Genomic DNA, 12987 nt, shown 5'->3' on the forward strand with positions numbered 1-12987 from the left:
ATAATTTATGGCATTGCAATACAATTTATCTAAAGTGTATGAAATTTCCGAAAACGATATCGATTTTGCACTTCAAATTGTAAATCTTTTCTTATTAGAAGTACCAGCAGAAATAAAATCAATAAAAGTTGGTGTTGAAGAAAAAGATTACTCAAGAGCGTATGCTGCGGCTCATAAAATTAAACCCTCATTAGATTTACTTGGAATGGATTTAGCTTATGAAGAAAATCTTCAAATTATGACATGGGCTAAATCAGAAGGGAAAAAGAAAGAAATTAAAGAAGTTTATAAATCTTTAAAAGAACGAGTAGACCTAGCAATAAAAGAGCTAAAAAAAGACTTCAAAATTTAATTACACCACATTTTAATGAAAGCTACAATTGTTACCATTGGTGATGAAATATTAATTGGTCAAATTATAGATACCAATTCATCTTATATTGCAAAAGCCTTAGACAAAATAGGAATTGCTACTTACGAAATGCTTTCTGTATCTGATGAAAAGGAACATATCTTAGAAACACTTGAAAAACTACAAAATAAAGTTGAGTTAGTTATCATAACAGGTGGATTAGGACCTACAAAAGATGATATTACAAAAAAAACATTTTGTGATTATTTTGAAGATAAATTAATTGAAGATCAAGAGGTATTAAAACATGTTAAATATTTAATTGAAGGTTTCTATAAAAGACCTATTAGTCAAATAAACAAAGAACAAGCTTTAGTTCCTTCTAAAGCAACTGTGCTTTTTAATAAAATGGGAACAGCACCAGGAATGTGGATGCAAAAAGAGAATACTGTTTTTATTTCTTTACCAGGTGTTCCTTATGAAATGAAATACCTTATTGATGAGGTAATTGTTCCAAAATTGATAAATGAATTTAACAGATCTTCTATCGTTCATAAAACAGTGATGACTTATGGAAGAGGTGAAAGTTTAATTGCAGAGCAAATTGAAGATTGGGAAAATAATTTACCTAATTATATAAAATTAGCTTATTTGCCATCGCCAGGAAAAGTTAGATTAAGATTAACGGCAAGAGGGAATAATGAAGAAGGTTTAAAAAACGAAATCGAAAATAGAATAAAAGAACTATACAAAATTATAGGAGAAATAATTGTAGGAACTGAAGATGATCAACCTATAGAAAATGTTATAGCAGAACTTATTACAAGTAAAAAGAAAACGTTATCCATAGCAGAAAGTTGCACAGGAGGAAAAATAGCGCAAAGTTTAACAGCAATTTCAGGTGCATCAAGTTACTTTAAAGGAAGTATAATAAGCTATGCTACTGAAACAAAGATTAATATTTTAGGTGTTCCAAGAGAATTAATAGAAACATATTCTGTAGTTAGCAAGCAAGTTGTAGAAAGCATGGCGCTTCAATCTCAAAAAATATTTGCATCAGATTATGCAATTGCAACAACAGGAAATGCAGGTCCAAATAAAGGAGATTCAGAAGCAGAAATAGGAACAGTTTTTATTGCTTTAGCAACACCAGAAGGTGTTTATTCTGAGGAATTTAATTTCGGACAACCAAGGGAAAAGGTTATAGGTAGAGCGGTTAACAAAGCTTTTGAATTACTTTATAAAGAAATTTTAAAAAAATAACAAAAGTTAGTTGTATAATTCGATTCAATTTTGTTTCTTTGCACCCTGATTTTGAATAACGAAATAAAGATTATAAATAATGTCAAGAGTTTGTGAACTTACAGGTAAAAGAGCAATGGTAGGAAACAATGTTTCTCATGCTATGAATAAAACTAAGAGAAAATTTTCTGTGAACTTAGTTAAGAAACGTTTCTATATTCCTGAAGAAGATAGATGGGTAACTTTAAAGATATCTACTGCTGCGTTAAAGACAATCAATAAAAATGGTATTGCTGCTACTTTAAAACAAGCAAAAGCAAATGGATTTGTAAAATAATCCGTAAATCGTAATAATATATCAAGATGGCAAAGAAAGGTAATAGAATTCAGGTTATTTTAGAATGTACTGAGCATAAAGCTTCTGGTGTTCCAGGAACTTCTCGTTACATTACTACTAAAAATAAAAAAAATACTCCAGATAGATTAGAGATTAAAAAATTTAATCCAATCTTAAAGAAAGTAACTGTTCATAAAGAAATTAAATAATATAAGTCATGGCAAAGAAAACCGTAGCAACTTTACAAACAGCTTCTAAGAGATTAACTAAAGCTATTAAAATGGTTAAATCTCCAAAGTCAGGTGCATATACATTCGTAGAATCAGTTATGGCTCCTGAATTAGTTGATGAATTCTTAAAAAAGAAATAATTCTTTTTTTTAAATAATATATAGAAAAGCTACTTTCGTTTGAAAGTAGCTTTTTTATTTTTACATTTGTTACTAAATTTATAAGTACTATAAAAATGAGTTTTTTTAAAAGAATTTTTTCTTCTGAAAAAAAGGACCCTAGCCTAAGTGAGCAAGAAAAGCAAACTTTAGATAAAGGATTAGAGAAATCTAAAACTTCTTTCTTTTCAAAATTAACTAAAGCTGTTGCTGGAAAATCGACTGTTGATGATGAGGTTTTAGATAATCTTGAAGAAATATTAGTGTCTTCCGATGTCGGTGTAAATACTACGTTGAAAATTATTGAGCGAATAGAAAAAAGAGTATCTACAGATAAATATCTTGGAACAGACGAACTCAATAAGATCCTTAGAGAAGAAATAGCTGGACTATTATCTGAAAATAATACAGATGACAATGCCAATTTCGCTATATCTCCAAGTAAAAAACCATACGTAATCATGGTTGTAGGAGTTAATGGAGTTGGAAAAACAACAACAATAGGGAAATTAGCAAATCAATTTAAAAAAGCAGGATATAAAGTGGTTTTAGGAGCTGCAGATACTTTTAGAGCTGCTGCTATTGATCAATTGCAAATTTGGGCAGATAGAGTAGGAGTGCCAATCGTTCGTCAGCAAATGGGTAGTGATCCTGCATCAGTTGCTTTCGATACACTACAATCAGCCGTGTCTCAAGATGCAGATGTTGTTATAATTGATACTGCTGGACGTTTACATAATAAAGTAAATTTAATGAATGAACTTTCTAAAGTAAAACGTGTAATGCAAAAAGTGGTTGAAGATGCACCACATGATGTAATGTTAGTTTTGGACGGATCAACAGGTCAAAATGCATTTGAACAAGCAAAGCAATTTACAGCAGCAACAGAAGTGACGAGTTTAGCAGTTACAAAACTAGATGGAACTGCAAAAGGTGGAGTTGTAATTGGAATTTCAGATCAATTTAAAATTCCTGTAAAATATATAGGTGTTGGAGAAGGAATTGATGATCTACAAGTCTTTAATAAAGTAGAATTTGTAGATTCATTTTTTAAATAAAAATAAAGAAGAGGATTCGTTTAGAATCCTCTTTTTAGTTTATAACCGCATTTATTTTCTCCCATAATTCATTATCAAATCCTGATAATGCAAAATTTGAACCATCTGCTGCATTTCCCATTCTAATAATAACTAGTTTTCTACTTGGAACTACATAAATCTTTTGATCGTCTTTTCCTAAAGCACAATACATGTCATTTGGAGCATTTGGAATTAATTTTCCTTGAAATTCAAACTGTGTTTGTGGTAAATGATATGAAGTTTTACCATTTAACCACCATAAATAACCGTATGCAATGTTAATATTTTGCGATGTTGTTGTGGCGTTATTAAAATAGCTCGTGTTTAAAACTTGAGTGCCATTCCAATTTCCTTTATTTAAAGCGAGTAACCCAAAACGGGCCATGCTTCTAGTGTTGCTCCAATAAACACTAAAATCATTACTTTGAGCCCAATATCCAGTCATACCAATGGGTGTTTTTAATTTAGTAGTAAAATAGTTGTTCCAAGTTTCACCAGTTGCTTCGCTTACCACATCTTGTAGTTTTACATAAACATTATGATACGCCCATCTTGTTCCAGCATCTGCTTTATATTGAAGATTTGAAGGTGAAACATTATCGCCTAAGCCATCATCTAATCCAGAAGTCATAGTTAAAAGATGTTTGCAAGTAATTAAGTTTTCTTTTGTTATAGAGGTGCTAGTCCAGCCAGTTCCTATGTAATCAGATACTTTGTTGTTACTATTTATATAATTTTCTTGTTCAGCAATACCAACTATTGTAGCGGTTAAAGTTTTTCCTGCACTAGCCCAATACCATGGAGAAGTACTTGTATGTCCATTAAAATAATTCTCTAATACAATTTTCCCATTATAAAGAATTATAAAACCTTTTGTATTTTTCAATTCTAAGTAGTTAAGTAATGCTTGCACATTATTCTCATTCCAATTTAAACTAGAAAGACTTTTTGTTTCCCATGACATTCCAGCATTAGGAGGAAAATACATTATTTCTTCAGAAGTTGTTGTATCAGAATTGGTATCATCAGAAGAGCTGCAACTAATGAAAATAAATAATATAAAGAAATTGATAGCGTATTTCATGGTGTATATTTGTCTTATTTGACAATAAAAGTATTAAATAGTTTAATTAATTTATTTTAAAAATGTAATTTTATTTCAAATTTTAAAAAATGAAAAAAGCCATATTTTATATCCTTATAACTTTTATAACACTATCTTGTACAAAGTCTATTAAGGATTCTGATTTAGAGAATATTAAAGGATATTGGGAAATAGAAAAAGTAATATTACCAGAAGGAACTTCGAAAGAATATAAAATCAATGAAGAAGTTGAAAAAGTAGAATATAATAATGGAAAAGGAGTTAAGAGAAAAGTGATTTTACTTTATAATGGTAATTTTTTAGTAAATAACATAAAACAGCAATTCTCAGTTGAAAAGAGAAAAGATTCTTATTTTATTATGAATAAAACAGATTTTTCAAATTGGGAAGAAGAAATATTAACATTGTCTCCAGAAAAGTTGATAGTAAAAAATGAAGAAGGAATAGAGTATTATTACAAAAAAAGAAACGATATAAAACTAGAAGACAATGGCAAAAAGAATTAATGAAGAGCTTCCTATAAAAGACATTCTAAAAAACTTCATTACACAAAATAAATTAGAAACAGGAATTGATAAAGTAGATGTAAAAGATGCTTGGCAAAAAATGATGGGAAATGGAGTTGTTAGCTACACAGAAGCAGTTGAGCTAAAAAACAATACCTTATATGTAAAATTAACGTCATCAGTTTTAAGAGAAGAATTGTCTTATGGAAAAGAAAAAATAATAAAAATGATTAATGATGAGATGGGGAAAGAACTAATTAAATATTTAGTTTTAAGATAATAGTATACTATTTCATGTTCACAATTACATTATGTTTTTTTAGTAATTCTAATGACGACTCAGATAAATGATCAAATTTTTCTTCAAGAGTAATTAAGTTTTTCTTTTGATTAATACGCCTCAAAGCATCAAAAAAACGTCTAATTTCTTCCGAATTTGACAAAACTAAATGAGGAACTTTTGTAGTGTTTCCATCCTTATCTTTTGCAACCATTGTAAAATAACTAGAATTGCAATGCTTTACTTTTCCAGTTTGAATATTTTCAGAAACAACCCTTATACCAACAAGCATTGAAGAATTACCAACATAATTTACAGATGCTTTTAATGTGACTAATTCACCTATTTCAATAGGATTTAAAAAATTAACGACATCAACAGAAGCTGTAACACAATAACAACCAGAATATTTTGAAGCACTAGCAAATGCAATCTGATCCATAAGTTGTAACAAGTAACCTCCATGTATTTTACCACTAAAATTAGAATGAGACGGTAACATTAATTCAGTGAATGTTACCTTTGAAGCGTTTACAGAGTTACTTTCTTTATTTTTCATATATACCTATGGTTAACTTTTCATTTTTATCTATAGCTGCTCTATACATTCCAGAAGTATTAAACTCCATTACAATATTTCCATTTTTATCAAGAGCAATAATCCCACCTGTACCACCTATTTGGGTTAGCTTCTTTTGAATTACTTCTCTCGAAGCTTCTTCAATACTCATATTTTTATATTCCATTAAAGCAGAAATATCATAAGCTACTACATTTCTGATAAAAAATTCTCCCCAACCAGTTGCAGAAACACCACATGTTTTATTATTTGCATAAGTACCAGCTCCAATAATTGGAGAATCACCTACACGTCCCCATTTTTTATTTGTCATACCACCAGTAGAAGTTCCCGCAGTAATATTCCCATTTTTGTCTAAAGCAACACAACCAACAGTTCCAAATTTGGAGTCTTTTATATTGGAATCATAAAAAGAAGCTTTTCCATCATGGTCAAGTTCTATTTTTTCTTTTTCCTTTGCTTTTAATAATGATTGATATCTGTTTTCTACATAAAAATAAGAAGGATCAACAATTTCTAATCCGTTTTGTTTTGCAAAATACTCAGCACCTTCTCTCGCAAGCATAACATGCTCTGATTTTTCCATAACAGCTCTGGCAAGGTTTATAGGGTTTTTTACAGTTGTTACACCAGCAACTGCACCCGCTTTTAATGTTTTGCCATCCATAATAGATGCATCTAATTCATTTTTCCCATCATTAGTAAAAACAGCCCCTTTACCAGCATTAAAAAGAGGAGAATTTTCTAAAATATTTATTGTTTTTTCTACTGCGTCAATACTTGTTCCACCATTTTTTAGAATAGAATACCCTTCTTTAACTGCTATTTCTAAAACTTTTTTATATTCTAATTCAAGTTCAGGAGACATATTTTTCTTTAAAATAGTACCTGCTCCACCATGAATCACAATTGCAATGTTTTGATTTTCACGGAGATTATCAGCCTTGTCAATAGTTTTACATTGAATAAAAACAATTGAAATGAGAATTAAAATGTATTTTTTCATGTTTTATTTATTAAAATGAGGCGATTTTTCAGGAGTAACTTTGGTAATAAAATAACGAGTTTCGCCCCACCAAAAAAAAGTACGATAGCGTTCTACGTATTCTACTTTTACATATTTTCCTTGTAAATCTTTTAAAGATTGTATTACCTCAGGTTGATTATCCATTATAGAAAAATTGAAAATTTGTGCACCCGATATTCCTTGACTAATTTCCCCTTCCCAAGTTTTTGTAATATATCCTTTATGGCTTATTTTAATCAACTCTCCAGATCTAACACCTTCGCTATATGGAATATAATAGACAAAAGTGAAATAACCTATGATAGATAATACAAGAGTTAAAACACCATAAACAAGTATTTTTTTTAGTATAGACATATTTTTTAATTTATTAAATCAATTTCGTTTTCTGTGGCTCTTTTTATAATATTTTCAGGAAGAGCTTTTTTGGCCTTAGCGCCCATTTTCTTTAATTTCTCCACACTGGTTACTAAATTCCCTTTTCCATCAACAAGCTTATTCATAGCATTGCCATATTCACCCTTAGCCTCATCCATTTTTTTACCAATCTTAATCAAATCGGAAACAAACCCTTCAAACTTATCATATAATGCACCTGCTTGTCTTGCAATTTCAATAGCATTTTCTTGCTGTTTTTGATTTGTCCACATGCTATCTATAGTACGTAGCGTAGCCAAAAGAGTAGAAGGAGTAACAATTACAATGTTTTTCTCAAAAGCCTTGTTATATAGCGTGCTATCTTCATTAAGAGCTAAAGCAAAAGCAGGTTCAATAGGAATAAATAATAACACAAAATCAGGACTTTCCATTTGATAAATATCCTGATAATTTTTATCACTTAATTGATCCACATGACGCTTTACAGACGTAACGTGTTCCTTTAAAATAGCCACTTTCAAGTCATCATCATCTTCATTCACAAAACGTTCATAAGCGGTCAAAGATACTTTAGAGTCAACAACCATTTTCTTTCCATCAGGAAGATTAATAATCACATCAGGCATTACTCTGCCACCTTCTTCAGTACTAAAACTCTGTTGAACCTCATATTCACGCCCTTTCTCTAATCCTGATTTTTCTAAAACACGTTCTAAAACCAGTTCACCCCAGTTTCCTTGCATTTTACTATCGCCTTTTAATGCTTTAGTAAGGTTTACTGTTTCTTTACTCATTTTATCATTCATTTCTCTAAGACCAAGAATCTGTTGGCGCAAAGCAGCATGATAATCAATACTCTCTTTGTGGGTGTCTTCTACTTTCTTTTCAAACAATTGAATTTTTTCCTGAAGTGGATTCAGAATAATTTTCATGTTCTCCTTATTCTGTTCTGTAAACTTATTTGTTTTTTCTTCTAATATCTTATTGGCCAAATTTTCAAATTCCTTAGTGAATTTTTCTTGTAATTCATTAACCTCTTGTTTTTGCTCTTTATTGCGCTCTAGTAAATTATCAAAATCGTTCTCCTTTTTAGCTAAATGAATAGCCAAAGCCTCTTTCTCTTTTTGAATACTTTCTTTTTCAGTAGTTATTTGTAAGATTGTTTTTTCAAACTGATTTTTTTCAGACTGAAACTGCTGCTTAAATTGCTCAATTTGACTCAGTAACCCATTGTTTCGCTCATTTAAGCTTGATTTTTCGGCTTGAGATTGCGTTTTAGAAAGTAATTTACCAAGGTAAAAACCAATAGCTAAGGCGATGATAAAAGCGGCTAATACTATAATAATCTGTGACATAAAAAATAACTAATTTTAACCGTAAATTTAAGGAATTACTTTTTAATGAATAAAGATTCTGATTGATGATTTTAAAATATTTATGTATTTATAAAAAGCGATTTTAAATATCAATAATAATATCTTGAACTTATATTCATTTTCTTTATTTTTGAAACAATCTTCAAAATAACAATCCATTAATATCAATGTATGGAACATCAACACTTTATGTTGCATAAACCACACGGCTATTTGAGTCAGTTTGTGTATGAATTGAAACGAAAGAAAAAACTACTGGGCGAATTATATCCTTTTCCAGAAGGAACCATGGCAATAGGTCGTTTGGATGAAGACTCAGAAGGTTTACTTTTATTAACTACTGATGGAAAAGTAAGCGAACAAGTACGTAGAAAAACTGTAGAAAAAGAATATTACGCTCAAGTAGATGGTATTATTACACAAGAAGCGGTAGAAAAATTACAAAAAGGAGTAGAGATAGGAGTAAACGGTACAAAATATTTGACTCGAAATTGTTCTGCTAAATTGATTATCGATTTACCTAATTATATAGGACCAGGTAGAAGAATTAGAGATGATAGACATGGTCCAACTAGTTGGGTTTCAATCACAGTTACAGAAGGTAAATTTCGTCAAGTAAGAAAAATGACTGCTGCTGTAGGCTTTCCTACATTAAGACTGATTCGTATTCGTGTGGGAGAAAATTATCTTGAAGGATTAAACGTTGGAGATGTTAAAAAAGTAAATGTTTTTCCGCTATAAGGAAGTAAATTAGTCAATAATCTTAAAAAAAATACTGTTAAAGTAAGAAACAGTGTCAAATTTTTGATGCTGTTTTTTTTAAAGCTATTTTTATTATCAACAGTATATAAATTAAATATAGTATTAACAATACTAATCATAGGGTAGTTTTTAAAAATGAGAAATTTTAATTATGATTTTTCTTGATTTTTTCAATAGATTTGCACTCAATTATTTAAGCTATTAGTTACTTTATGAGAACGATTATTATTATGGCATTATTGATTACAGAATCAATAGTTGCCCAAGTTGGTATTGGAACAACTGCACCAAATTCAAATTCAATATTAGATATTTACGGAACAGATAAAGGTATTTTAATACCGAGATTAACAAGTGTACAAATTAATGGAATTACATCACCTCCACAATCATTAATGGTTTATAATACAGATGTTAATTTATATTATTATTACAGTTCTGCAAGTAATTCATGGATGCCCGTTAATGTAGGTTCAATTGTAAATGTTTCAAGTACAACATATACATTGTCGGCTAGTGATAACGGTAGAATTTTAGATTTTACATCTAATTCAAATATAACATTGACAGTGCCTAACACATTACCAGTAGGATTTCAAGTTAGTATTACCCAAGCGGGAACAGGTCAAGTAGTTTTTGTAGGAAGTGGAGGAATGACTATAAATAACCGTTGGGGAGCTAAAGCAACATCTGGACAATGGGCGAAAGCAGGTATTGAAGTAAGAGCAACAAATGTAGCAGTATTAAGTGGCGATTTACGTTAAGTGTAGAAAAATGAAGATAAAAAAATACTTTTATAGCTTAGTTTTAAGCTTAATTACACTGACGTTTTTTGGACAGTCTTTACCTGCAAACAGATACCACGTACCATATTTATTAGATCAAGTATCTGTATCACCTTCTTTTGCATATAGTTTAAGAAAACTAAGCAGAGGTTATACAGGATTTGCAGTTAAGATTAGAAGAAGTACAGATAATGCAGAAGCAAACGTTAGTTTTAATAATAATGATATTGTTGCAAATGATAGTCAAGTTGTTATTACCTCGCAAGGATCTAGCTCTTTAACTGTTGGACAAAAAATAACCTATTCAGCTTTTGTCGGAGCAAGTAACGTATTTGTTACAACATGGTATGACCAAGGAGCAAACGCTTACAATGCTATTCAAACGATTAATGCTAATCAGCCTAGATTAGTTTTAAATTCCGCAGGATCTTCAAATACTTTACCTTCAATTCTTTATAATGGAGCAGTTGAACCAGATTGTTTGGTGGTTAATCAGCCTATTCAAAATTTAATTAATTCTGGAATAAATGGATCATTTATGCTGTTATGTAAACCTACTCAAAATACAGATCAGCATTCTTTTGGAATGAGATCAGCTTCAAATTGGCGATGGTCTATACATATTAATTGGAGTGATGAATATTGTTATTTTGATGCATCAGAAGAATGTTGTGCAACAAATAGACGTTTTTATAATTCCTCAAGTTTAAATATTTATAAGCAATATTCTTTTGTACGTGGAACAGCCTATAAAACAATTCGTTTAAATAATGTAGTAACAACATTGAATAATGCATCAGCTACATCATATTCTCAAACAGGAGGTGCTTTTTATCTAGGTTCATGGGGAGCAACTAATGCAAAAGGTTTTTATGGTAATGCACCAGAAGCTATTTTATTTCCTACAGATCTTGCTACTTCAGAGTTAGATATAATAGAACGTAATCAAATGAATTTTTGGTTATAGAAAAACATAGTATATAAAAAAAGAGTTGAAATTATAATTTCAACTCTTTTTTTATGCCTTATTTATTTAAAAATTTCATTAAAAAAATCTTGCATCGCTTGCCAACTTCTTTTATCGGCTAATTCATTATAAGCAGCACCTTTACTATTGTCAGTATCTAAATCTTTATGAGTAAAAGCATGAACAGCATTAGCATAAAAATTCATTTGCCAATCGGCTTTTGCAGTTCGCATTTCATCCTGAAAAGCAACAACATCCTTTTGCGGAACATAAGGATCATCAGCACCATGTAAAACCAAAACCTTTGAATGAATCAATTTTGTTTCACGCATAGGATCTTTCCCTAAACCACCATGAAAAGAAACAACTCCTTTTACATTTAAATTACCTCTAGCCGCTTCAATAGCACCTGTTCCACCAAAACAATATCCTATTACTACAATTTCATTTGCATTTGCACCTTGTTTTATTAGTTGATCAATAGCCAATTGAATTCTTTTTTGATAATCTTTATAATTGTTTTTAAAATAACCAGATAATTTTCCAGCTTCAGAAGTATCTTTAGGATTGTTATTTGTTCCATAAATATCTGCTACAAATGCATGATAGCCTAATTTAGATAAATTCTCTGCCGATTCTTTCGCATGCGCATCAATACCCATCCAAGCAGGAAGTATAATAACTCCAGCATTTTTAGGATTGTCTTTTTGAGCTTTAGCAAAAAAGCCTTCTAATTTTTGATTAGTGTCTGAGTAGTTAATTGTTTCAAGTTGAGCCATCATAGTAAAGCTAATAGAGAATAGTAAGATAATTGCGTATTTTTTCATTGGTGCTTATTTATTGTTCTGATTATAAAGTAATATTATTTCGTATAACTTCTTTTTTAATTTAGTTTCAGATTGTAAATTTTTATAAAAATAATGAAATCTTATCAGTTTTTCTAAAACAAAAGACAAAAGAGTTTTAAAACTAAACCACTTTAAATTTACCTATTGTTTTATCAAACACAACCGATTCATTTTGAAACAATTCATTAAAAACATCTTGTTCAATTAAATTGCAAGGTTGATCTTTAACTAATCTATTTTCGGTTAAAACAATCATTTCATCACATAATTGTATAGCTAAATCAATATCATGCGTAGAATATAAAATTGTTTTCCCTGTTTCGTGAGTCAATTTTTGAAGTAGTTTAATTAATGATACTTTATGAACTAAGTCTAAATGAGTAGTAGGTTCATCTAATATAATGATAGCAGTATCTTGAGCCAAAGCCCTTGTAATTAATGCTTTTTGAAGTTGTCCGTCACTAATTTCAAAATGTCTTTTTTCAATAAAATTACCAATGCCCGTTAATGCAATTGCATTTTCTATTTTTTCTTTATCTTCTGGTGTTAAAGTACCTAGCCAATTTGTATAAGGCTGTCTGCCTAAAGCTACAATTTCATAAACCGTTAAATTACTAGGAGGTAATGACTCTGTAAGAACAATACTAAGTTCTTGAGCTAACTCTTTAGGATGATAGTCTGATATTCTCTTTTGATTAATAAAAGTATTTCCCTTAATAGGAGGAATAATTCCAGTAATTGTTTTTATTAATGTTGATTTCCCAATTCCATTAGCACCAATTAGCGCAATTAATTTGCCAGATTCTAAACTAATATCACACTGTTCAATAATTGTTCTGGTATTGGATTTTGTAGTATATCCTATAGAAAGGTTTTCGCTATGTAATACTTTTTTTGACATGGTAAAGTTCTTATTGACTTTAATAGCAAAGCTAAAATATTTAAAAATAGAAATAACCGTAATCTCTTTATTTT

18 protein-coding genes are annotated in these 12987 nt (G+C 30.0%); 11 read left to right on the forward strand and 7 right to left on the reverse strand.

Annotated elements, in window-relative coordinates; all coding sequences use genetic code 11:
• Window positions 1-7 precede the first annotated feature (7 nt).
• From LXD69_RS10575 to ftsY, 6 genes are all read left to right on the forward strand, one after another.
• A complete protein-coding gene (locus LXD69_RS10575) occupies window positions 8-352 on the forward strand; it encodes an Hpt domain-containing protein (protein ID WP_045968080.1) in 345 nt (114 codons plus the stop codon).
• 15 nt (window positions 353-367) lie between these two features.
• Window positions 368-1615 (forward strand): competence/damage-inducible protein A, encoded by a 1248-nt coding sequence (locus tag LXD69_RS10580; RefSeq protein WP_246915277.1) that lies wholly within the window; start codon window positions 368-370, stop codon window positions 1613-1615.
• A gap of 79 nt (window positions 1616-1694) precedes the next feature.
• The gene (rpmB, locus tag LXD69_RS10585) at window positions 1695-1931 is read left to right on the forward strand and encodes a 50S ribosomal protein L28 (RefSeq protein ID WP_045968084.1); all 237 of its coding nucleotides are present in this window, start codon (window positions 1695-1697) and stop codon (window positions 1929-1931) included.
• Between the two features lie 26 nt (window positions 1932-1957).
• Entirely contained in the window at window positions 1958-2140 is a 183-nt protein-coding gene (rpmG, locus tag LXD69_RS10590) for a 50S ribosomal protein L33 (protein ID WP_045968086.1), read from the forward strand.
• Between the two features lie 8 nt (window positions 2141-2148).
• Window positions 2149-2301: a DUF4295 domain-containing protein gene (locus LXD69_RS10595; RefSeq protein WP_008253891.1), complete on the forward strand. Its 153-nt coding sequence runs from the start codon at window positions 2149-2151 to the stop codon at window positions 2299-2301.
• 95 nt (window positions 2302-2396) lie between these two features.
• Entirely contained in the window at window positions 2397-3377 is a 981-nt protein-coding gene (ftsY, locus tag LXD69_RS10600) for a signal recognition particle-docking protein FtsY (RefSeq protein ID WP_246915280.1), read from the forward strand.
• Between the two features lie 34 nt (window positions 3378-3411).
• On the opposite strand, the gene LXD69_RS10605 is transcribed toward ftsY, so the two are convergent.
• A complete protein-coding gene (locus LXD69_RS10605) occupies window positions 3412-4482 on the reverse strand; it encodes a serine hydrolase domain-containing protein (protein ID WP_045968090.1) in 1071 nt (356 codons plus the stop codon).
• A gap of 89 nt (window positions 4483-4571) precedes the next feature.
• Between LXD69_RS10605 and LXD69_RS10610 the strand changes: the two genes are divergently transcribed.
• Window positions 4572-5009: a hypothetical protein gene (locus LXD69_RS10610; protein ID WP_246915283.1), complete on the forward strand. Its 438-nt coding sequence runs from the start codon at window positions 4572-4574 to the stop codon at window positions 5007-5009.
• Window positions 4993-5289 (forward strand): DUF721 domain-containing protein, encoded by a 297-nt coding sequence (locus LXD69_RS10615; protein ID WP_045968094.1) that lies wholly within the window; start codon window positions 4993-4995, stop codon window positions 5287-5289. The genes LXD69_RS10610 and LXD69_RS10615 overlap by 17 nt, the downstream gene beginning before the upstream one ends.
• Before the next feature lie 7 nt (window positions 5290-5296).
• Here LXD69_RS10615 and LXD69_RS10620 read toward each other — a convergent pair whose 3' ends face one another.
• From LXD69_RS10620 to rmuC, 4 genes are read right to left on the reverse strand one after another with little or no spacing between them, the layout of a single operon-like run.
• Window positions 5297-5848 (reverse strand): acyl-CoA thioesterase, encoded by a 552-nt coding sequence (locus tag LXD69_RS10620; RefSeq protein WP_045968096.1) that lies wholly within the window; start codon window positions 5846-5848, stop codon window positions 5297-5299.
• Window positions 5838-6875, reverse strand: coding sequence for an isoaspartyl peptidase/L-asparaginase family protein (locus LXD69_RS10625; RefSeq protein WP_246915286.1), 1038 nt, complete (start codon window positions 6873-6875; stop codon window positions 5838-5840). Before LXD69_RS10625 ends, LXD69_RS10620 begins: the two co-directional genes overlap by 11 nt.
• A 3-nt stretch (window positions 6876-6878) precedes the next feature.
• Window positions 6879-7253: a hypothetical protein gene (locus LXD69_RS10630; RefSeq protein ID WP_045968100.1), complete on the reverse strand. Its 375-nt coding sequence runs from the start codon at window positions 7251-7253 to the stop codon at window positions 6879-6881.
• A gap of 5 nt (window positions 7254-7258) precedes the next feature.
• The gene (gene rmuC / locus LXD69_RS10635) at window positions 7259-8629 is read right to left on the reverse strand and encodes a DNA recombination protein RmuC (protein WP_045968102.1); all 1371 of its coding nucleotides are present in this window, start codon (window positions 8627-8629) and stop codon (window positions 7259-7261) included.
• 192 nt (window positions 8630-8821) lie between these two features.
• On the opposite strand from rmuC, the gene LXD69_RS10640 reads away from it, so the two are divergent.
• From LXD69_RS10640 to LXD69_RS10650, 3 genes are all read left to right on the forward strand, one after another.
• Window positions 8822-9391, forward strand: coding sequence for a pseudouridine synthase (locus LXD69_RS10640; protein ID WP_045968104.1), 570 nt, complete (start codon window positions 8822-8824; stop codon window positions 9389-9391).
• A 233-nt stretch (window positions 9392-9624) separates the two neighbouring features.
• The gene (locus LXD69_RS10645; protein ID WP_246915289.1) at window positions 9625-10176 is read left to right on the forward strand and encodes a hypothetical protein; all 552 of its coding nucleotides are present in this window, start codon (window positions 9625-9627) and stop codon (window positions 10174-10176) included.
• Window positions 10177-10186: 10 nt separating this feature from the next.
• Window positions 10187-11164 carry a hypothetical protein gene (locus tag LXD69_RS10650; RefSeq protein WP_045968107.1) on the forward strand — a complete coding sequence of 326 codons (978 nt, stop codon included), beginning with the start codon at window positions 10187-10189 and terminating at the stop codon, window positions 11162-11164.
• Window positions 11165-11226: 62 nt separating this feature from the next.
• Here the strand turns inward: LXD69_RS10650 and LXD69_RS10655 are convergent, their stop codons facing one another.
• Both LXD69_RS10655 and LXD69_RS10660 read right to left on the reverse strand, forming a co-directional pair.
• Complete coding sequence (locus LXD69_RS10655; RefSeq protein ID WP_246915292.1) at window positions 11227-11991, reverse strand: dienelactone hydrolase family protein; 765 nt, start codon at window positions 11989-11991, stop codon at window positions 11227-11229.
• 142 nt (window positions 11992-12133) lie between these two features.
• The gene (locus LXD69_RS10660) at window positions 12134-12913 is read right to left on the reverse strand and encodes an ABC transporter ATP-binding protein (protein WP_246915295.1); all 780 of its coding nucleotides are present in this window, start codon (window positions 12911-12913) and stop codon (window positions 12134-12136) included.
• Window positions 12914-12987: the final 74 nt, after the last annotated feature.

Source organism: Flavobacterium sediminilitoris (assembly GCF_023008245.1).
GTDB lineage: Bacteria > Bacteroidota > Bacteroidia > Flavobacteriales > Flavobacteriaceae > Flavobacterium > Flavobacterium sediminilitoris.